Raw genomic sequence first — 20971 nt, 5'->3', positions numbered from 1 at the left:
AGGACAGGCAACCATTTTATGGGCTTTTGGCAAAGAAGAGTTGAACGTTGAAAACGCACAACCTCGTTGAAGAATTGAGAGTTTTCTCAATAATCCCATAGCACTATAAAAAACCTGCCCCTGAGAGTCTTACTCAGGTCGTTCTGGTAAAGCTAGATAAATTTCTGCTCAGTATTCCGCTTCGACGATATACAGTGCAGGATTAACTTCTAACCACGACAGATGTTTCTCCTGTGGTTCATGCTCAGAAATTGCGACTTGATAAGCTTCTACACTTTCCCAATGGGCGACATTAATGAACTGAAACCGAGCGTTGGGATCTAAACTGCGATGTAGCTTTGCGTCAATAAATCCTGAGGCATTTTTCAAATATTGACCCGTTTCGTTCCACGTTTTGATGAATTCCGCTTCTTTGCCCTGAGGTACCGCAAAGACATTGATGAGTGTGACAGGTGAGGTCATTGCTGTTTCTCCTTGCTTATGATTATACAATGCCGCCGTTTGCCCGCAAGCTCTGCCCCGTCACCCAGTGGGCATCGTCAGAAACCAGCATGGCAACGGCACTGGCAACATCATCTGGATGACCTAAACGTCCGAGTGGCGTTTGAGCAATCAGTTGATTGACTTGCTCTTGATCGAGTACTAATCCATCTGTATCGGTGACACCCGGAGAAACCGTGTTAACGGTAATGCCGCGTGTGCCCACCTCTTTCGCCAGTGCTGCGCTAAAATGCTCAATTGCCGCTTTGCAGCCTGCATATGCTCCTCCAGCGGGTATCGCCATTGCCGTACCACTGGTCGAGATACTGACAATCCGACCGCCATCTGCTAAATGATGGGCGGCTTGCTGAAGGGTAAAATACACACCGCGCGTGATGTCAAACATGCTGTTGTATTCGTCTTCGCTCATCTGTGAGGTGGGTTTGAAGATATTTTTTCCTGCTGCATTGTTGACCAAGATGTCTACTTTACCAAAGTGCTGTGTGGTTTTCTCAAATAGGGCGCGAACTTCTTCCAGGTTACGCACATCTAGCTGAATAGCGATCGCCTGTGATCCTCCTGCTTCAATCGCCCGGACAACTTCCTCAGCTTTGTCTCGATTGCCCGCATAGGTAATCACAACATTTGCCCCGTCTCGTCCTAATCGTTCAGCAATAGCCCTTCCAATACCGCGAGAAGAGCCAGTAATAATCGCAACTTTTCCCTGTAAAGATGACATCGTGTTACTTGTTGCTCGTAAAGATATTCATTGAACAATTACCAGGCTATATTTAAGCTTACTTTTTGGGAAGTACTTACTTTTTTGTTAGTGCCTATACTAAGATCTTGCACCATTCTCAATAACCATAGGTGGGCACTGCCCACAACGTCAAAATAAGGGTTTGAGCAAACAGTAAGGAGTGCCCACCCTACTGCAAGAAACCAACTGGTGCAAGATCTTAATCTTGCACCATTCTCAATAACCATAGGTGGGCACTGCCCACAACGTCAAAATAAGGGTTTGAGCAAACAGTAAGGAGTGCCCACCCTACTGCAAGAAACCAACTGGTGCAAGATCTTAATCTTGCACCATTCTCAATAACCATAGGTGGGCACTGCCCACAACGTCAAAATAAGGGTTTGAGCAAACAGTAAGGAGTGCCCACCCTACTGCAAGAAACCAACTGGTGCAAGATCTTAATCTTGCACCATTCTCAATAACCATAGGTGGGCACTGCCCACAACGTCAAAATAAGGGTTTGAGCAAACAGTAAGGAGTGCCCACCCTACTGCAAGAAACCAACTGGTGCAAGATCTTAATCTTGCACCATTCTCAATAACCATAGGTGGGCACTGCCCACAACGTCAAAATAAGGGTTTGAGCAAACAGTAAGGAGTGCCCACCCTACTGCAAGAAACCAACTGGTGCAAGATCTTAATCTTGCACCATTCTCAATAACCATAGGTGGGCACTGCCCACAACGTCAAAATAAGGGTTTGAGCAAACAGTAAGGAGTGCCCACCCTACTGCAAGAAACCAACTGGTGCAAGATGTGGGTATAGATAGATGAGGTGAAGTAGATGCCAGAAGAACAGACAGAAGGCACTGTATTTGTGCAGACAACGTTAAAAGTATTAGGCGGCAAATGGAAGATTTTGATTTTGTGGCACTTGAAAGATCGAACAAGACGATTCAGTGAACTGAAGCGATTAATGCCTGAAATTACCGAAAAAATGCTTATTCAACAACTTCGAGAACTAGAGAAAGATAAGATTGTCAATCGACATGTTTATTCAGATGTTCCTCCCAAAGTTGAGTATTCGTTCACCGATTACGGCAGAAGTCTTGAGGCTGTTTTACAAGTCCTCTGTCATTGGGGCGAAGAACATCTAAAACGAGCAGAAACTTAGATGTAGTCTTCTAGAAGTCGTCTCCATCATATCTCACCAACAAATCAACTCTGGGATTTTGACCACTAATTAAAATTTCCTTTGCGTTGATACAGCAACCAGATAAACAAAGGCGATCCAAAAAGCGCGGTGACCGCACCAACTGGTAACTCCACAGCACCCAAGCGAGACAGCAAATCAGCTGCTGTCAGGACTAAAGCACCGCCAACAGCACTCAATGGCAAAACAACTCGATAATCTGTGCCAACGAATAAGCGGATACCGTGGGGAACGATTAAGCCGACAAAACCAATCAATCCGGCGACACTCACAGCACCTGCGGCTAGTAGTGTGGCGATCGCCCCGATAAAAATGCGCGATCGCACCAAAGAAACCCCCAACCCAACTGCCAAGTCATCTCCCAAATTCAGCAAGTTGACACTACGTCCTAACAAACTTCCTAGCAATAAGGATAAACAAATATATGGTCCTGCAATAACTACAAGATTCCATCCTCTTCCATTCAAGCTGCCAATCAACCAATTTAACGCGACTTGCACTTGTCCATTGTCTGTCAACAGCAACAATAGCGATTGAATTGATCCAAATAGTGAGCTAATCGCGACTCCACCTAAGATAAGGCGTTCAATTGAAATCCCATCTCCAGTCTTAGCAAGCAGATAAACAAAAAGAGTTGTTAACAAACCGCCAACCCAAGCAGCCAAAGGAACCCAACTCTGTAATATTCCTAAGGTGAATATTGGCACAACGACCAAACCTGCACCAGCAGAGATACCCAATAAGAATGGATCTGCCAGTCCGTTTCGTAACATTCCCTGAAGCAGTGCGCCAGACATTCCCAAAGCCGCACCCACCAAGATTGCTGCTAGAGTGCGAGGTAATCGTAAATCCCAGATAATTGTTTGATAGAGCGTATCACCCTGACGGAGTATTGCTTGCCATAATTGAGATGGAGTCATCCCGACTGCCCCAAATGAGAGGGAAAGCCCTATCATGAAAAATAGTGCAACACTCAATGATAGAGTTGTCACCAGCACACGGTTGCTTAAAATTATTTTTTGCACTCGAACTGTAAATTGCTACTTTTAGTACTTAAGTTTCAAGAATAATACAAACATTCTATTTTCTTTCACAGTCCGTTTTAACGGACTTGGGTTATTAGCCTTGTAGACGCCGGAGGCGGTGAGGGGGTCGCAGTCTTGGCGGTTCCCGTCGATTGCGAACCCCCGAACCCGGAGGGCTTCCCGTAGGGTACTTGAGTTCAAGGCGTTTATGGAAAAGGTGCAAGATATAAGGTAACTTATATGCTTTAATATACAACTCATGAGTATCTTTCGTCCCGCCCGAATATCTAAAGTCCTACCAGACTCCATCGCTGCTGAAATTGGATTTGAACCAGGAGATGCAATTGTCAGCATCAACGGCACAAATCCTCGCGATTTGATAGATTATCAATTTTTGTGCGCTGATGAGGTATTAGAACTAGAAGTTTTAGACGCTGCTGGAAAAAGCCATTCCCTTGAAATCGAGAAAGACTATGACGAAGATTTAGGGGTAGAATTTGAAACGGCTCTCTTTGATGGTTTGATTCAGTGTAATAACCGTTGCCCATTTTGTTTTATCGATCAGCAACCACCAGGTAAGCGCTCAAGCTTGTACCTGAAAGACGATGATTACCGACTGAGCTTTTTATATGGCTCCTACTTAACTCTTACCAATTTAACAGAACGAGAATGGCAGCGAATTGAAAATATGCGGCTGTCTCCTTTGTATGTGTCTGTCCATGCGACTGAACCTGAGGTTAGAATTAAACTACTGAAAAATCCGCGTGCAGCACAAATATTGCAGCAAATCAAGTGGTTTAAAAAAAGAAGATTGCAAATTCACGCGCAAGTTGTCGTTTGTCCTGGTATTAATGATGGTGCTCATCTTGAACAAACACTGAGAGATTTAGCATCTTTCCATACTGGACAAGTACCTGCCGTTGCCTCTGTGGCAGTGGTGCCAGTCGGTTTGACGCGATTTCGTCCAGAACAAGATGAACTGATACCTGTAACCAGAGAAAAGGCACAAGAAGTCATTTCCCAAGTGCGTTCGCTACAGCAAGAATTTCGCAAGAAAAAACAAAACTGTGTTTGGCTTGCTGATGAGTGGTTTTTAATTGCTGGTGAGGATTTGCCAAATGAATCTGAATATAAAGATTATCCTCAAATAGATAACGGTGTCGGTTCTATTAATTTGTTTATAAAACAATTTACAGAAGCTGCTGACAAGTTGCTACCACCAAAAGTGCAACCAAAAAAATTAACTTGGGTTGTTGGCAATGCAGTAGAGCAAGCATTTCAACCTATCTTGAAGCGATTGAATTCTGTTGAGGGGTTAGATATCAAAATGTGTGCTTTGTCAAGCGATTACTGGGGACAAAGTATTTCCGTGACGGGCTTGCTAACGGGTCATGATTTGCTTTTGAAGTTACAGGGGCAAGATTTGGGAGACGGAATTTTGCTACCAACTGTCATGCTAAAACATGGTGAATTGGTATTTTTAGATGATACAAGTGTTGAGGATGTGGCTTGTAAGCTGGATGTAAAAATATTTCCAGTGGCGGGAGTTGAACAGTTTCTTCAAACTTGTATCAAACCACTTCATGTACAATAATGAATCGTCTGTAAATTGTATTCAAAAACGAATCGCTGAATTGCACTAATACATAGCGTGCCTGTAGGGCATACTTTGTTCTTTTAAGGGTGTCCTACTGGCAGATGTTGAATTGTTAAAGTGAGAGTGTGTAGTGAGAAATCAGAAAAGAGGAAGTAAAAAGATAAAATCAAGAATTCAAAAAGCAGGATTTCTGATTCTAAATTTCAATTTGTTAATATTTCATTTACTAAACATTCTCCCAGCCACAGCGGCAACTTCAGAACCAGTATTGAGCATAGTCCAGAGTGACGAAAATGCAAATCAGTGGACAGGAATCACAAACCGCTTGCAGACGGCTGGAGTTAAGTATTGTGTGATTCCTTTATCTAGTGTGAGGAGTGCGGCAGATTGGGGCGATCGCACAGTTTTATTTTTACCAAATGTCGAATCATTAACGCCAACACAAGCCATTGCTCTGGAAGAATGGATGAGCAAAGGAGGACGCTTAATTGCAAGCGGTCCTGTAGGAAGTTTATCAGCACCGGGAGTGCGACAGTTACTGCGAAGTATTCTAGGCGGCTATTGGGGATTCAGCCTTGATAAACCACAAAAGCTGGAACCATCACCAAAAGCAAAATTCGTAGAATGGGCAAACCAAAACGGACTCTTCGGTCAAGTCCGGGGTGGCGTTGTGATTGCTGATAACGCCACAACTACTGCTGCTGCTATTTGGGGTGGAAAAGATAACCCAGCTGCAGTGGTAGCTAATGAACGTTCCACCTTATTTGGCTGGCGCTGGGGTGTAGATGCTGCTTCCCCAGCACAGCTAGATACTGCCTGGTTACAAACTACCATTAAGCGTTTTTTAAAAAGACCTTCGAGTGCTCCAACTAAAGTAGCGGGAGGTTCTCAAACCTGCTCCACCACCGTGGCTAAAGCGCCAGCAACTCCGACGGGACAAAAAAGAGCAGGGGAAGCAGGGGGAGCAGAGGGAGCAGGGGAGCAGGGGAGCAGGGGAGTAGGGAGCAGGGGAGGATATACCACCATCACTTCCTCATCTTCCCCATCTTCCCCATCTCCCCCATCTCCTCCATCTCCTGCACCTCCCCCCAAAATTGCCACAGCTCCTCAACCCAGACCTATTCCCAGCATCACACCTCCAAAATCAGAGGAAGCAATTGACCAACTTGAACAAAGAGTGCGGTTTGATGTTGTTCCTAACTCACAAGCACCAATTAGCCGAAATGAAGCGCTTACCTATCAGCATGAGCTAGAGAATCTTATTGGTAGAGTCGAGAGTGCCAATTTAGCAGCACTCGCTCTTTCTGAAAATAGTAACAATCCAGCGTTAGCAAAGACGCAACAGGCACAGGTGGCATCAACAAGACCTGGGGCAACATTTCCTAGGACAGAACAAGCTTTAGATGCTGCTCGTGAAGTTGTGAAAAATTTGCCCGAATTGATTGCACAAAAAAACTACGCTCAGGCGCGTCAGCAATGGTTGATGGCAAGAGCGAATTTGTGGAACCAATTTCCTCTCAATAAGAGGTTGGCTCAACCAGAAATCAGGGCAATGTGGCTTGACCGAGGAACGATTATCCGTGCGGGAAGCGAGCAGAGACTGGCTGAGATTTTTGATCGCATAGCGCAAGCCGGAATTAATACCATATTTTTTGAAACGGTTAATGCTGGCTACACGATTTATCCCAGCAAAATTGCGCCCCAGGAAAATCCATTAGTTCGTAATTGGGACCCATTAGCATCTGCTGTCAAGTTAGCTCATGAACGAGGTATAGAATTACACGCTTGGGTTTGGACTTTTGCTGCTGGTAATGAACGTCATAATCGACTCCTCAATATAAATCCTAATTACCCAGGGCCAGTCCTTGCGGCTCATCCTGATTGGGCAGGTTACGATAATCGCGGTCAAATGATTCCTTCTGGACAGACTAAACCATTCTTTGACCCAGCAAATCCTCAAGTACGGCAGTATTTGCTCAGCTTGTACGAGGAAATTGTCAGTCGCTATGACGTGGATGGTTTACAACTAGACTACATTCGCTATCCCTTCCAAGATCCAAGCGCTAACCGGACTTACGGTTATGGGAAGGCGGCTAGAGAGCAATTTCAACAACTGACTGGCACAGACCCAGCGAAGATTTCTCCAAGGCAACAGCAATTATGGCAAAAATGGACAGAATTTCGTACTCAACAAATTGATAGCTTTGTTGCTCAAGTGTCACAACTGCGACAAAAGCGACCTAACTTGATTTTGTCGGCTGCTGTATTTCCCCTTCCAGAACAAGAACGCATTCAAAAGCTACAGCAGCATTGGGAAGTTTGGGCAAGGCGCGGCGATATTGATTTAATTGTGCCTATGACTTATGCCCAAGATACCCCGCGCTTTGAGCGACTGGCACAACCTTGGATAACAACTGCTACACAACTAGGTTCTTCGCTGCTGGTGCCAGGAATTCGCCTACTTTCTTTACAAACAGTTGGAGCATTCGATCAAATTCAGCTAGTTAGAGACTTGCCTGTAGCTGGTTATGCTCTGTTTGCAGCACAAAATTTCACCAATGACCTTAACCAAGTCTTTAATAATACTCAAGGTAGCCCTCAACGCACACAAAAAGAACCCATTCCCCACCGCCAACCTTTTCAAACTGCTTGGATCCGTTACACTACTTTACAACGTGAGTGGAAATTCGCACAGCAAAATAATCAGCTGCGAATAACTTCCACAACGCTTTCAACTCTTAACTCCCAAGCGGAAGTTGTGCAAAGTGCTTTAAATCAGCTGGCTACTAACCCAGATAACACTAAATTGGCAACAGCGAGAACATCGCTTTTAAGGTTACAGTCTCAATTTAGAGAGTTGATGCGTCTACAAGCGTTGGAAAATCCATATCAAGTCAGAGTTTGGGAAAATCGTCTTGCCACGATAGAGAAGTTGTTACGTTACGGAGAACGAGTACAGTTGCACCGCTCCCGGAGTTAAGGTGGGCATTGCAATCCCCACCGTAATATCAATTCAAAATTCGCTCATTCAATCCGGAAGAAAGCCGAGACGAAACTTGGGTTTGGGAGTGTGTATCTGTCGCATTCTTTTTTCAAATTGGTATAACTTGAAAATAAGGAGTGAAGCGCCCAGTGTTAACGTTTACGCAGCGCCCCTTTTAGGGGCTAGTAGACGCCCAGGTCGCCGTAGGCTAGGAGGGAGTGAGGGCACCAAAGAGTAAAAATCCTTTCTCCCAGCACCAGATGCTCCCTGCTCAGAGCGCTAATGATAAATCTTTAACCGAACACAATATGAAGCGTATTGGTTAATAAGCGAAGCAGTGCGCTGGCTCGTCTTTGTTCATCGAGTCGAGTGCAAAAATAGTGTAAAAACATACTTATTTACGAGAATTTACGCAAGAAAATACCGATAGACAAGGTAAAAATGAAAAGACACCAGGACTTACGCACGAACAACGTAACTATAGTCCGCAGCGACGTTCAAGAAGCATAAGCCCTATGCGCAAAGCGTGTGCGAGTGCGACAAGTGTGTCTGTTTTGGTGAGTTCTTTGCTGTTCAATACATCACTTAATAGATAGAAAACAATTCTGTGCTATTAGATTCTTGCAAACATTTATGCACACCTTTGCTCAATTTATTTCACTGCCATCATTAGATTCTGCAATTGACTTTTTTCCCCTAACTGTTTCACCCGAAACACTTCTATCAGATGTCATAGCTCTGATGAAGAACCATGAACCGCAAGCAAGGTGTGTGTTGATAGTTGAGAATTTGCAGATAGTAGGGTGGTTTACAGAGCATGATGCTTTACACCTTCTATTTTCAGACGTCAACCTACAGACTGCCAAGGTGTCTGAAGTCATGAGGACTTCAATACCCACCCTAAAATATTCTGAGATTCCTTGTGTAGTATTTATACTGTCATTTTTACGCCAATATAATTTATTTTGTGTACCACTCATTGGTGAGCAAGGTCAACTCCTTGGCTTATGCACTTATGAAAGTATTTGTCAAGCCTTACAACAAGCACAGGACATTATATCGAGTCCGTCTTATGGCTGCATGTTTGCCAGCAACGAAGATATTACCCAGCAAAAAAGAACTACTGAGACATTGCCTGAGAGTGAGGAGCAATTCCGCAAACTGGCAAACGAGTTACCAATACTCATGTGGATAAGTGATGTTAATGGTTTGAATACATTTGTCAACCAATCTAGCGTAGAATTTACAGGACGCCCTTTTGAAGAGTTACTAGGTGAAGGTTGGCTTGAAGGAATTCATCCTGAAGATAAACAGCACTGTGTTGATACATATCTACCAGCATTCAAAAATCATCAACGTTTCGACTATATCTATCGTTTTTTGCGTGCTGATGGAGAGTATCGTTCGCTGAGCAACATAGGCGTTCCAAGGTTTGAATCTGATGGTAGCTTTGTTGGTTACATTGGCTGTTGTATAGATATTACTGAACGTGTAGAGGCAGAATTCGCATTACAAGAAGTACAAGCAGAGCTAGAAACGCGAGTTGAGGAGCGAACAAGGGCTGTCAAACAAATGAATCGGCAGCTGATTTTTGAAATGACTGATCGTGTTTATGCAGAAGAGCAACTGCGACAATCGCAGCAAATGTTGCAGTTGATCATGGACAACATTCCCCAAGGTATTTTCTGGAAAAATACAGCTTCTGTTTACTTAGGTTGTAATCGCATCTTTGCCAAAATGTTTGGTCTTGAGAGAGCAGAAAATGTTGTGGGCAAGACTGACTACGATTTCGTGGTTAACGAAGAGGAGGCAGATTTTTACAGTGAATCTGACCTGAAAGTGATGCAAACTGATACGCCCGAATATCACATTATCTTTTCCCGCATCCAAAAGGATGGTAAACAAGTTTGGCTACAGGCAAGTAAAATCCCACTTCACGATCATGAAGGCAATGTCATGGGGGTTCTTGGCACTTTTGAAGACATTACTGAGCGCAAACAAGCAGAAGAAAGTTTACAACTGCGCGATCGCGCGATCGCAGCTAGCAGTAATGGCATCATCATTGCTGATGTTACAATGCCAGACTCGCCAATCATATATGCTAACTCAGCTTTGGAGCAAATCACTGGTTATTCAGTAGAGGAGGTGATTGGGAAAAATTACAGTTTTCTCCACGGCTATGATATCAATCAACCGGGTATGACCGAGTTACACGATGCCATTGCGCAAGGAAAAAGTTGCACCGTAGTTTTACGTAACTACCGCAAAGATGGTACACTATTCTGGAATCAGGTCAGTATTTCTCCGGTTTATGACAATCATGGTCAATTTACTCATTACATTAGTATTCAAAGTGATATCACGGAACGCAAGCAGGCAGAGGTGGCGCTCTTAGTTTCGCAAGAGCGGTTGCAATACTTACTTTCTTCTAGTCCTGGTGTGATTTATAGCAGCAAAATCGAGAGCGACTATAGCATTACGTTTATGAGCGCAAACGTTATCGCGACACTTGGGTATGAAGCACATAAATTTACTGCTGATTCCAGGTTTTGGGCTAGTCATATTCACCCAGAAGACTTACACCAGGTGTTTGTAGCGCTGTCAAAACTTCTTGAGCAAGGGCACAATAGTCACGAGTATCGCTTTTTGCACAAAAATGGTACATATCGCTGGATGTACGATCAAGCAAAGCTGGTACGGAATGACGCTGGTGAACCATTGGAAATTGTCGGTTACTGGCTGGACATAACAGAACGTAAGCAGCTAGAAGAGGAATTAAAAGCTTCGCTGTATAAAGAAAAAGAACTGAATGAACTGAAATCTCGCTTTGTCTCAATGACTTCCCATGAATTTCGTACGCCGTTGAGCACTATTCTTTCCTCATCAGAGTTATTAGAACACTACCGCCATAAATGGACTGAGGAAAAACAACTGTCTCACCTGCATCGCATTCAAACTTCTGTCAAGCGTATGACTGAGATGTTAAACAATGTCTTAGTGATTGGAAAAGTGGAGGCAGGAAAATTAGATTTTAAACCCATGCCCTTTGATTTAGTTGAATACTGCCATTATCTAGTGGAAGAATTACAACTGAATGTTAATAATCAACATGCAATCAACTTTAGTAGTCAATCTGATTCCATGCCATGCTGTATGGATGAAAAATTGCTAGGGCATATTCTGGGTAATTTACTCTCGAATGCAATTAAGTATTCTCCAACTGGTACTACTGTCAGATTTTCCCTGACGTTTGAGAATGCTTTAGCAGTCTTTAGAATTCAAGACCAAGGAATAGGTATTCCACCAGCAGACTTACCTCACCTATTTGAGTCTTTTCACAGAGCAACAAACGTAGGTAACATCCAAGGTACGGGGTTAGGATTAGCAATTGTAAAAAACTGCGTGGAAACTCATCATGGTGAAATTACGGTAAAAAGTGAAATTGGGCTGGGAACTCTATTTACTGTAACTCTGCCGTTAAACAATTACATTCCATCAGAGGCAAGCCATGACCAAAATTTTAGTCATTGAAGACGAAAAACTAGTACGAGAAAACATTATAGATTTATTAGCTGCAGAAGATTTTGATACTATTGCTGCTGCTAATGGACGCATTGGATTAGATTTAGCACTTTCTCAAACTCCTGATTTGATTTTATGCGACTTAATGATGCCAGAAGTTGATGGTTATGGTGTCTTGACAACATTACGTGAAAAAGCAATCACAGCAAGTATTCCATTTATTTTTCTGACAGCAAAATCTGCTAGGACTGACTTTCGTCAAGGAATGGATTTAGGTGCTGATGACTATCTGACAAAACCATTTACTCGGACTGAACTATTAAATGCGATCGCAAGCCGCTTAACCAAGCAAGCAAGTTTGGCAAAGCAAGTCTCTACCAAATTTGACGTCCAGACTTTCTCTCCCAAACAACAGATGATAGAAATGTTTTTGCGTCGTGCTATAGAACGGGAGGAGTTTGAGCAATTTCTGGTTTACTACCAACCTATAGTTGATATTCATTCTGGCCGAATTATCGGTGCTGAAAGTTTATTACGTTGGCAGCATCCAGAATTAGGAATGGTTACTCCCACAGAATTGATTCCTTTAGCAGAATCGACTGGTTTAATTCTCCCTATTAGTGATTGGGTATTAAAAAATGTTTGTCAACAAATGAAACTCTGGCATAATCAAGGATTCACAGACTTGCGCATAGCTGTTAACATATCGGCTAATCAATTAAAGCAACCTAACTTTACTGAAAAAATACTTCATCTTTTATTGGTCAATAACTTAGTCCCAGATTGCTTAGTTTTAGAGTTAACTGAAAATATAATTAGACCAGATATAAATCAGGCTATTTCAACTATGAATGAAATTCATTCTTATGGAGTTAAAATTGCTATTGATGATTTTGGAGCCGGATATACTTCTTTAATTTATTTGAAGCAATTACCCATTCACACTTTAAAAATTGACCGATACTTTATTCAATGTATTGCCAATGATTTACAGAAAGCAATCATTACTACGGCATTGATTCAAATGGCACATAATCTTAACCTTCATATAGTTGCCGAAGGTGTGGAAACGGAACAGGAACTTGCTTTTTTGCGTCAACATAAATGTGATGCAATACAAGGGTTTTTCTTTAGCCACCCATTACCAGCAACAGAGTTTGAAAAAATCTTAGTTGCGAAAAAACGCTTAAATATGTCAACCGTATAATATTTTTTATTCAATGTAAATGAATGATTATCAATTATCAATTATCAATTGTCGCTATAAATGAGCGTTTAGGAAAAATTAACAATTGATAATTGACAATTGATATTTTGACGATTAATGTTAATGGACTACGAAATAAGACGTAATCGTAATCGATAACCAATCAAATCAAAATCTAATTTTTTAAAAGAATTAAGTTTTTTTAAATATGTATAAAATTTTGATCATAGAAGATGAGACAAGTGTCAGACAGAATCTTTTGGAATTACTAACTTATGAGGATTTTGATGTTATTGCGGCAGAAAATGGTCAGCTTGGTGTGAAGTTAGCTCAAAAGGAAATTCCCGACTTGATTATTTGTGACGTGATGATGCCAGAACTAGATGGTTATGGCGTTTTAAAAACGTTACGTCAACAATCTACAACAGCAACGATTCCGTTGATTTTTTTAACCGCTAAAACTGAGAAAACTTACTTACGCCAAGGGATGGAATTAGGAGCTGATGACTATTTAACAAAGCCTTTTACCCGCGCAGAACTAATTGCTGCGATTTCCTCCCGATTAAAAAAACAACTTGCCATTCGTCAGCAGTCACAAAGAAGGCTGGATGATTTGCGTAGTAGTATTACCATGTCTCTTCCTCACGAAATGAGAACACCACTAAATGGTATTTTAGGTTTTTCAGAACTTTTAATGAAAGAAGCCGATAACCTTTCTCGGCATGAAATTTTTGAGATGGCAGAAGGTCTTCATAAGTCGGGAAAACGCTTACACAGGTTAGTTCAGAATTTTTTGTTGTACACAGAACTCGAAATGATAGCAACAGATCCAAAACGAATGAAAAACTTGCAAAGCCATAAAACTGTTTTCCCTTCAATGGCGTTGCAAAAATTAATTACTGAAAAAGCTCAACAAGTGGGACGTTATACAGATTTCCAAGTCGATTTACAAAGCCCTTGTTGTGTACAAATTTGCGAAACAAGACTTTCTAAAATTATTGAAGAACTAATTGATAATGCCTTTAAGTTTTCAATATCAGGAACAGAAGTTTATCTAACAAGTACTTCAGTTAGTAATCAACTGATGATCTCACTGACCAACTACGGACGAGGTATGACAGCCGCTCAAATTGCTGAATTGGGAGCATACCGACAATTTGAGCGCCAACTCTATGAACAACAAGGCTCAGGTTTGGGTTTAATCATTGCTAAACGTATAGTTGAGTTATACGGAGGGGAACTTTGTATTCACAGTAAGCTAGGAGAAAAAACAGTTATGCAAGTCGTGCTTCCGTGTATTTGAGCCTTACTCCTAAAAGCGCAGCGCAATCTTACCGAAATGCGCGCCACTCTCCATATACTCTAACGCCTGTCGCGCTTCCTCAACGGGAAACACTCGGTCAACAATCGGTTTGATACCATGTAAAGCAATTGCTTGGTTCATTGCCTCAAACATAGCGCGACTACCTACGTAGATGCCTTGTACAGTTATCCCTTTGTGCAAAATCGATGTTGTACTAACATCTGCGCTGAATCCAGAAAGTACTCCAATTAAACTGATATATCCACCGTAGCGTACAGCGCGTAGGGATTTATTGAAGGTTGCAGCACCCCCAACCTCAATGACGCGATCAACTCCCACCTCATTTGTCAGTTGCCAAACTTTCTCATCCCAATTTGGTGTGGTTTTGTAATTAATAAGTTCAGATGCTCCAAGTTCCTTTAATTTCTCTAACTTCAAGTCGCTGCTAGAAGTGGCAATGACTTTTACCCCCATTATCTTGCCAAACTGCAAGGCAAATAAAGAAACTCCTCCCGTACCTTGTATGAGGATAGTGTCGCCAGCTTTGAGCTTACCATCTGTCGTTAAGGCGTTCCAAGCCGTTACCGCAGCACAAGGTAACGATGCTGCTTCCTCGTCAGAAAGATGTTCTGGGACATGAACAACGCCATCTTCATCAAGCGTCACGTACTCAGCTAAGATACCATCAATCGCTCCACCCAACGCTGATTTTGATTTGTCTGCTGAAAACTCCCCTTCTAACCAGGTTTGCATGAAGATTCCAGCGACGCGATCGCCTACTTTGACTCTAGTCACTCCCTCGCCAACATCAACCACTTCCCCCACACCATCAGAAAGTGGAATAAACGGTAGCTTTTGCTTAGAGCCATATCCTCCTTTGACAGTCAACAAGTCCCGATAGTTGAGTGAAGCAGCACGCATCTTGAGGAGGACTTGTCCTGCTTTTGGTTGTGGTTCTGGTTTTTCAACCAGTGTCAATGCTTCCAAACCTTCTTTAGACTGAACTTCCCAAACTTTCATTGCTGTTTCCTATTACTTTTTTCTACTGCTTTGTGATCACAAATTGGTGCAATATTGAATCTGCCTTGTATTAGTATGACTCTAGCGAGTGGTTACAAGCCAACAACACACCGTCCAGTCATAATGGTCGTAAAGGTGCCGATATTATTGACACTGATTTTTTTTGAAATCCAAGCACACAATATTGATGGGTTGTCAAAAAAACTTGATTCTTCGGGTTTGTGCAACCTATAAGCTCTTTGCAATAGCAGAAATTACTATGTCTTTGTCATCTTCACAAGAACAACGTTTCCCCTCCCTCTGGCGTCAAGTGATTAGCCATGCTCTAATCGCTGTCTTGAGTGTAGGGTTAACTTTGACGACTTTATGGGCATTTCCCAATTTACAAATTTTTAAGGAGTCATCTCTACCCAGTGCTACCGCACCTATAACTTCCAGAGTCGAAACAACCCCATCTCCAATAGCAGCGGATCAAGAAATTCCTATCCGCAGTTTCGTTAGTGCTGCTGTCAATCGAGTTGGATCTGCCGTCGTACGAATTGATACAGAGCGTACGATCACAATGCGTGCGCCTAATTCGTATCTTAGTGATCCTTTTTTCCGTGATTTTTTTGGTAATGATTTCTCTGCAATGCCTCAAGAGTACCACCAACGCGGAGAAGGTTCTGGTTTTATTATTGACCCCAATGGCATGATTCTCACCAATGCTCATGTTGTCAGCGGTGCTGATTCTGTCACTGTCACCCTCAAGGATGGACGCAAGTTAAAAGGAGAGGTCAAAGGAGTTGATGAGCCTTCAGATTTGGCTGTTGTCAAAATTGATGGGAAAGATTTGCCAGTAGCTGCCCTTGGGAACTCCCAAGACTTGAAAGTGGGTGATTGGGCGATCGCAGTCGGCAACCCGTTAGGATTAGATAACACGGTAACTTTGGGTATTATCAGCACGTTGAATCGATCCAGCGCTCAGGTTGGCATCCCAGATAAACGCTTGGACTTTATCCAAACTGATGCTGCGATCAATCCTGGTAACTCTGGTGGTCCCTTGCTGAATGAACAAGGTGAAGTGATTGGCATTAATACAGCAATTCGTGCTGATGCTCAAGGAATTGGGTTTGCTATTCCTATCGACAAAGCTAAGCTTATTAAAGATGCTTTGGTTCGTGGTGAGAAAATTCCGCATCCTTACATTGGCGTTCGGATGATGACTCTTACACCAGAATTGGCAAAACAATCCAATAATGATCCCAATACAGCCATAACTTTACCACAAATCAATGGTGTCTTGGTGATACAAGTGATACCTAATAGTCCTGCTGCTACTGCTGGTGTGCGTCGAGGAGATGTCATTACCCAAGTTGGTGAACAAGCGATAACGACTGCCGAACAGTTGCAAGACTTGGTAGAACTCAGTCGAATCAACCAGCCCTTGCAAATGAAGGTACAACGGGGTGAACAAACTCAACAGTTGAGCGTGCGACCCGGTGAACTGGGGGAAACTATGAAGTCTTAAATCAGTGAAGACTTCGACAAGCGAAGTGCATCGCAGTTATACAGTGAGTCCAGTGCTGCCAAGAGTTGTGCCTTGCGGAGCCAGTACTTGATGAGGGTTTCCCTCACTTGGTATCTGGCGTCGGGTTAAGCGCGTTGTGGAGCCAGCCCCGTGCCCAGAGCAGCGCCTTGCGGAGCCAGTCCTGCAGGAGGGTTTCCCGACAGAGGGATCTGGCGTTGGGGTTCCCCCAAAGTCTGCCGGGGGAAGCAACCCAAGCGGCGAGCTTTGACCGTTGTGGCGACTGGCTGTCGGGTTCCCCCCGAGCCAGGGGACTGGCGTGCAACTAGCCCCGATAGGCGTAGCCGTGCCGCAGGCATAGGGGGCGCTACGCAAACCCAGAGGGTTTCCCGACAGAGGCATCTGGCGTAAGCGCAAAGCGCACGCTGCGCGTTCGCTCTTAGCGTGCGCTTGCGCTTACGCCGTAAGGCGTGCGCTCTGCGCACACCCGATAGCCGTAAGGCGTGGCCGTTCCCACTAGGGTGAACAGTTATCAAAATAATCAGCTTTTTTAACTGATAACTGATAACTGATAACTGATAACTGATAACTGATAACTGATAACTCCGACTACGACTGTGAAACCCACACAGAAACGGAACCAGCACTGCATCGAAAATCCGCCCAGCCCTCATCATTTGTTGTGATGGGTTCGCTGATATGTTCGGTGATGTCAATGTAAGTGCTGTTGGGTTGCCCAACTTCCATCCACTTAGTCCCCTCTTCCCCATTACTCAAAACAACTGCCATACCGCCAGGATGTTCTTCATCTCCTAAGCGTGTCCAGCCCATTGTATTAGGGTGATCGAAATAATCGTATTGATCGCCATAGGCATAAGTTTGACGAGCGTGCAAAAATTTATCAATTAACCATTGATGACTATCAAGCCAAATCTCATGCTCGTTGCCATCTGTGCCCGTATCCTTGTAATTAGCACCATAGTAATCCGCATAGAAGATACAGGGATAACCTTCACTTCGCAGTAGAATCAACGCATAAGCCAACGGTTTAAACCAGCTTTCCACTACAGACTCCAACGACTGCAAGGGTTGAGAATCGTGATTCTCTACTAAGGTGACGGCTAAAGCAGGTTGCTGTTGCACCAAGGTGTTATCAAAGATCTGCCGCATGTCATACTCATTGCCTTGTTTGCTGGCTGCGCTAAAGTTATAGTGCAATGGCGCATCAAACAACAACACATCGCCACCCGTAACCTCAATGAAATGGTGTAGCGCTTCAATTTCATAAGACCAATACTCACCCACAGCAAAGAGATCGCGCTTCGCATGTTGACGACAGTGCTGTAACCATTCTGGGAAAAAGCCAGCCCTAACGTGTTTAACAGCATCAAAGCGAAATCCATCCACCACAGTGGTGTCTATAAACCATTCCCCCCAGCGCTTGAGTTCGTCGCGAACTTCTGGATGTTCCATATCCAGATCGCATCCCATCAGATAGTCAAAAGCGCCTTTTTCTAGGTCAACCTGTTCGTCAAATTGTTTATCTTTAAACAGGTAAACTGCATTCTCACCTTCGTTGTAAACATTGTAATCAACTGCGTCGAAGTGCCACCAGTGCCATTCCATATCGGAGTATTTGCCCTTGCGACCTGGGAAGGTAAAGTGAGTCCACACTTTTATGGTTTGCATCTCACCGATTGGCTCGTGGCGATTGTCTGGATTGTAGGGAGTTGCTTCTACCTCTTCAGCTTCGTCTGCACCTAACTTGTGGTTGAGGACAACATCAGCATACACTCGAATGCCAGCATCTCTTGCTGCCTTGACAGCAGCGACATACTCGTCTTTTGTGCCGTATTTTGTCCGAACTGAGCCTTTCTGGTCAAACTCCCCCAGATCATACATATCGTAGACCCCGTAACCGACATCATAGCCGCCCCCTGTTCCTTTGTAAGCTGGGGGTAACCAAACAGATGTAACACCTACATCAGCTAACTCTTTGACTCTATCCTTTAACTCATTCCAAAGATTACCATCTGGAGGGATATACCAATGGAAGTATTGCATCATGACACCATTGAGTTGAGCCATATGTATCCTTGTAGTAAAATCTACGATAATCTTTTATTTTCGACAAAAAAGACTATACCTGAAGTTTTCTTTGATATCTATCTCTAAATAGAAATAAAATCTACTCAAAAACTGCAATTAACTATTGTTTTCTTCTGCGGATGACAGTTCTTGAGCCAAGTTTTTCTGGAGTGCTTCCAATACCGCGATCGGGTCAGCAGGTTCCTGCATCAATTGGGCTTCCGAATCATGGCGATTTATCACATCAGGCAAATCGGTACGGAGTTCTTCTAATAGAGAAATAATCTTGGCAATTTTTTGCTCGGAGAGCAAGTTAAGCTGTAGCATCAGTTGCGCCCGCTGTTCGGCAAAGTTTTCTTGGCGAGTTTGTCGCACCAGCACTCCAGTTGAAATCACCAATGCAGCTGCGTCTAAACCTTGATTTGACCAGCTAAACGAGGGCAGGTTGAATGGCAAAAAGCGATCAAAAAAACTACCAAAAATCCACAAAGCCAGTATGAATAGCAAACTATACAGAAATGTTGTTCGCCCAAAGAATGTAGCGATCGCTTCTAGTATCCGCTGGTGGGTGGGAATATCTTGAACTTCCTGGGTATGAAGTGAACTAATCGCTTCAATATTTTTTGCGATCGGATCTGGTAATGGAGCTGTAAAAACTTGATTTCGAGAAGTTTTCTGTTTGAGTTTGTTCGCGTCTGAACTAAATTGTTTATTGGCTGTGTCGTCTGCGTTGTCCCTCATGCCGCAACTCCTGAATTTAGATGTTACTCGATTATAAGGAAGGCTAGTTGAAAACCCTTGAGGATGTGCCCTCCTGAGTCGTGCACATCCGTACTTTAGGCAAGGGGACGCCAGATGCCTGCGGAGGGAGACCCTCCTGCAGCACTGGCTCATGAAAACTGCCGACGCAGGGTTTGCCCTGCCTTGATACTATTTTTGCACAATCTTCATTGCATTATTATGCTGGAACTGTTAGCATAATTGTGTAGTTGGTTAGGTCGAAGCCAGTGATAATTTACGAATTCAAAGTCAAAGGAAAAGACAGGCAATATAGAGCAATAGATGATGCTATCCGTACTAGTCAGTTCATTCAGAACAAATGCTTACGATATTGGATGGATAACAAAGAGCAAAAAGTAGACAAATATGCATTAAATAAATATTGCGCTGTATTGGCGGCTGAATTCCCCTTTGCGGATGAACTCAATTCAATGGCTAGACAATCTGCGGCAGAACGTGCTTGGGGCGGGATATCTCGGTTTTACGATAACTGCAAAAAGAAGGTTAAAGGGTCGAGCGGGTATCCAAAGTTTAAAAAATACTGTCGTTCGGTGGAATACAAAACGTCAGGATGGAAGCTTTCAAATACTCGTAAAGCTATAACTTTTTCAGACAAGAAAGGAATAGGAACCTTGAAACTAAAAGGAACCTATGATTTGAATTACTACAACATCAAAGAAATTAAGCGGGTTAGATTGGTGCGTCGTGCCGATGGGTACTATGCTCAATTTGCAATCGATATTAATTTGAAAGTTGAGACTCAACCGACAAATCAAGTAGTTGGTATTGACTTAGGTTTAAAGTACTTCATTGCAGACAATAAAGGTAATGTAGAACTGTCCCCCCAGTTTTACCGTAAAGCTGAAAGACAGTTAAACCGTGCAAATCGCAAAAAGTCTAAAAAGTACGACCAAGCAAGAAAAAAAGCCAAGAAACCGCAATCAACCAACTACCATAAAGCGAGAATAAGGTATGCTCGGAAGCATTTAAAAGTAAGTAGGCAACGAAAAGAGTATTGCAAGCGTGTTGCATACTCCGTTATCCAATCTAACGATTTGGTAGCCTATGAAGATTTAAATGTGAAAGGGCTGGTAAGAAACCGACATTTAGCTAAATCCATCAGTGATGTTGGCTGGTCAACTTTCCGGTCATGGTTGGAGTATTTTGGACACAAATATGGAAAGGTCACGGTTGCTGTACCTCCCCATAATACATCCCAAAACTGCTCTAACTGTGACAAAAAAGTGAAAAAGTCTCTGTCTACAAGAACTCACGTTTGTCCACATTGCGGATACGTGGAGGATAGAGACGTGAATGCAGCAATCAACATCCTGAAACGGGGACTCAGTACCGTGGGGCACACGGGAACTTACGCTTGGGGAGATTTGCCCTCTTGGGCAGTTGGTGCAAACCTGCTGTCTAATGGCGAGTCAACGAACCAAGAATCCCTGCGGCTTTAGCCCAGGGAGTGTCAATGCTTATCTTCTGATGCAGTCAGCACATGGATAT

Annotated in this window: 15 protein-coding genes; 8 read left to right on the top strand and 7 right to left on the bottom strand. The window is 43.2% G+C overall.

From position 1 onward, the window contains the following. Positions 1 to 168 precede the first annotated feature (168 nt). On the bottom strand, positions 169 to 462 hold the full coding sequence (locus DP114_RS30660) for an antibiotic biosynthesis monooxygenase family protein (RefSeq protein WP_171977924.1): 294 nt from the start codon (positions 460 to 462) through the stop codon (positions 169 to 171). Positions 463 to 484: 22 nt separating this feature from the next. Continuing rightward, complete coding sequence (locus DP114_RS30655; RefSeq protein WP_171977923.1) at positions 485 to 1219, bottom strand: SDR family oxidoreductase; 735 nt, start codon at positions 1217 to 1219, stop codon at positions 485 to 487. A gap of 842 nt (positions 1220 to 2061) precedes the next feature. Here DP114_RS30655 and DP114_RS30650 point away from each other — a divergent pair. Beyond that, entirely contained in the window at positions 2062 to 2391 is a 330-nt protein-coding gene (locus tag DP114_RS30650; protein WP_169267741.1) for a winged helix-turn-helix transcriptional regulator, read from the top strand. A 65-nt stretch (positions 2392 to 2456) separates the two neighbouring features. Here DP114_RS30650 and DP114_RS30645 read toward each other — a convergent pair whose 3' ends face one another. Then, positions 2457 to 3455 (bottom strand): FecCD family ABC transporter permease, encoded by a 999-nt coding sequence (locus tag DP114_RS30645; RefSeq protein WP_169267742.1) that lies wholly within the window; start codon positions 3453 to 3455, stop codon positions 2457 to 2459. 259 nt (positions 3456 to 3714) lie between these two features. Here DP114_RS30645 and DP114_RS30640 point away from each other — a divergent pair, with 259 nt between their 5' ends. The 5 genes from DP114_RS30640 (at position 3715) to DP114_RS30620 (ending at position 14067) form a co-directional block, all read left to right on the top strand. Next, the gene (locus tag DP114_RS30640) at positions 3715 to 5049 is read left to right on the top strand and encodes a TIGR03279 family radical SAM protein (RefSeq protein ID WP_171977922.1); all 1335 of its coding nucleotides are present in this window, start codon (positions 3715 to 3717) and stop codon (positions 5047 to 5049) included. Between the two features lie 133 nt (positions 5050 to 5182). Next, a complete protein-coding gene (locus DP114_RS30635; protein ID WP_172195343.1) occupies positions 5183 to 8032 on the top strand; it encodes a family 10 glycosylhydrolase in 2850 nt (949 codons plus the stop codon). A 636-nt stretch (positions 8033 to 8668) separates the two neighbouring features. Continuing rightward, on the top strand, positions 8669 to 11566 hold the full coding sequence (locus DP114_RS30630; protein ID WP_171977920.1) for a PAS domain S-box protein: 2898 nt from the start codon (positions 8669 to 8671) through the stop codon (positions 11564 to 11566). After that, a complete protein-coding gene (locus tag DP114_RS30625; protein ID WP_171977919.1) occupies positions 11544 to 12764 on the top strand; it encodes an EAL domain-containing response regulator in 1221 nt (406 codons plus the stop codon). The genes DP114_RS30630 and DP114_RS30625 overlap by 23 nt, the downstream gene beginning before the upstream one ends. Positions 12765 to 12972: 208 nt before the next feature. Then, positions 12973 to 14067 carry a hybrid sensor histidine kinase/response regulator gene (locus DP114_RS30620; protein WP_169267747.1) on the top strand — a complete coding sequence of 365 codons (1095 nt, stop codon included), beginning with the start codon at positions 12973 to 12975 and terminating at the stop codon, positions 14065 to 14067. 9 nt (positions 14068 to 14076) lie between these two features. Here DP114_RS30620 and DP114_RS30615 read toward each other — a convergent pair whose 3' ends face one another. Beyond that, positions 14077 to 15087, bottom strand: coding sequence for a zinc-dependent alcohol dehydrogenase family protein (locus DP114_RS30615; RefSeq protein WP_171977918.1), 1011 nt, complete (start codon positions 15085 to 15087; stop codon positions 14077 to 14079). Positions 15088 to 15346: 259 nt separating this feature from the next. Between DP114_RS30615 and DP114_RS30610 the strand changes: the two genes are divergently transcribed. After that, complete coding sequence (locus tag DP114_RS30610) at positions 15347 to 16597, top strand: HhoA/HhoB/HtrA family serine endopeptidase (protein ID WP_169267749.1); 1251 nt, start codon at positions 15347 to 15349, stop codon at positions 16595 to 16597. 125 nt (positions 16598 to 16722) lie between these two features. Here the strand turns inward: DP114_RS30610 and DP114_RS30605 are convergent, their stop codons facing one another. The 3 genes from DP114_RS30605 to DP114_RS30595 all read right to left on the bottom strand — a co-directional run bounded on the left by DP114_RS30605 (position 16723) and on the right by DP114_RS30595 (position 19423). Continuing rightward, positions 16723 to 16953 (bottom strand): hypothetical protein, encoded by a 231-nt coding sequence (locus tag DP114_RS30605; RefSeq protein WP_171977917.1) that lies wholly within the window; start codon positions 16951 to 16953, stop codon positions 16723 to 16725. Positions 16954 to 17203: 250 nt separating this feature from the next. Next, positions 17204 to 18682, bottom strand: a complete 1479-nt coding sequence (locus DP114_RS30600) for an alpha-amylase (protein WP_171977916.1) — start codon at positions 18680 to 18682, stop codon at positions 17204 to 17206. Between the two features lie 117 nt (positions 18683 to 18799). Further along, the gene (locus DP114_RS30595) at positions 18800 to 19423 is read right to left on the bottom strand and encodes a DUF1003 domain-containing protein (RefSeq protein ID WP_169266165.1); all 624 of its coding nucleotides are present in this window, start codon (positions 19421 to 19423) and stop codon (positions 18800 to 18802) included. 266 nt (positions 19424 to 19689) lie between these two features. Between DP114_RS30595 and DP114_RS30590 the strand changes: the two genes are divergently transcribed. After that, entirely contained in the window at positions 19690 to 20922 is a 1233-nt protein-coding gene (locus tag DP114_RS30590) for an RNA-guided endonuclease InsQ/TnpB family protein (protein WP_171977915.1), read from the top strand. Positions 20923 to 20971 lie beyond the last annotated feature (49 nt).

It is taken from the genome of Brasilonema sennae CENA114, assembly GCF_006968745.1.
Lineage (GTDB): Bacteria > Cyanobacteriota > Cyanobacteriia > Cyanobacteriales > Nostocaceae > Brasilonema > Brasilonema sennae.
The sequence above is the reverse complement of the archived record's forward strand: the minus strand, read 5'-3'. Positions and strand labels throughout refer to the sequence as shown.

What these genes read in the sequence shown, in the direction of transcription:
- DP114_RS30660 (WP_171977924.1), bottom strand. Translation starts at nt 462, where the DNA reads ATGACCTCACCTGTCACACTCATCAATGTCTTTGCGGTACCTCAGGGC.
- DP114_RS30655 (WP_171977923.1), bottom strand. Translation starts at nt 1,219, where the DNA reads ATGTCATCTTTACAGGGAAAAGTTGCGATTATTACTGGCTCTTCTCGC.
- DP114_RS30650 (WP_169267741.1), top strand. Translation starts at nt 2,062, where the DNA reads ATGCCAGAAGAACAGACAGAAGGCACTGTATTTGTGCAGACAACGTTA.
- DP114_RS30640 (WP_171977922.1), top strand. Translation starts at nt 3,715, where the DNA reads ATGAGTATCTTTCGTCCCGCCCGAATATCTAAAGTCCTACCAGACTCC.
- DP114_RS30630 (WP_171977920.1), top strand. Translation starts at nt 8,669, where the DNA reads ATGCACACCTTTGCTCAATTTATTTCACTGCCATCATTAGATTCTGCA.
- DP114_RS30625 (WP_171977919.1), top strand. Translation starts at nt 11,544, where the DNA reads ATGACCAAAATTTTAGTCATTGAAGACGAAAAACTAGTACGAGAAAAC.
- DP114_RS30620 (WP_169267747.1), top strand. Translation starts at nt 12,973, where the DNA reads ATGTATAAAATTTTGATCATAGAAGATGAGACAAGTGTCAGACAGAAT.
- DP114_RS30615 (WP_171977918.1), bottom strand. Translation starts at nt 15,087, where the DNA reads ATGAAAGTTTGGGAAGTTCAGTCTAAAGAAGGTTTGGAAGCATTGACA.
- DP114_RS30610 (WP_169267749.1), top strand. Translation starts at nt 15,347, where the DNA reads ATGTCTTTGTCATCTTCACAAGAACAACGTTTCCCCTCCCTCTGGCGT.
- DP114_RS30605 (WP_171977917.1), bottom strand. Translation starts at nt 16,953, where the DNA reads ATGCCTGCGGCACGGCTACGCCTATCGGGGCTAGTTGCACGCCAGTCC.
- DP114_RS30600 (WP_171977916.1), bottom strand. Translation starts at nt 18,682, where the DNA reads ATGGCTCAACTCAATGGTGTCATGATGCAATACTTCCATTGGTATATC.
- DP114_RS30595 (WP_169266165.1), bottom strand. Translation starts at nt 19,423, where the DNA reads ATGAGGGACAACGCAGACGACACAGCCAATAAACAATTTAGTTCAGAC.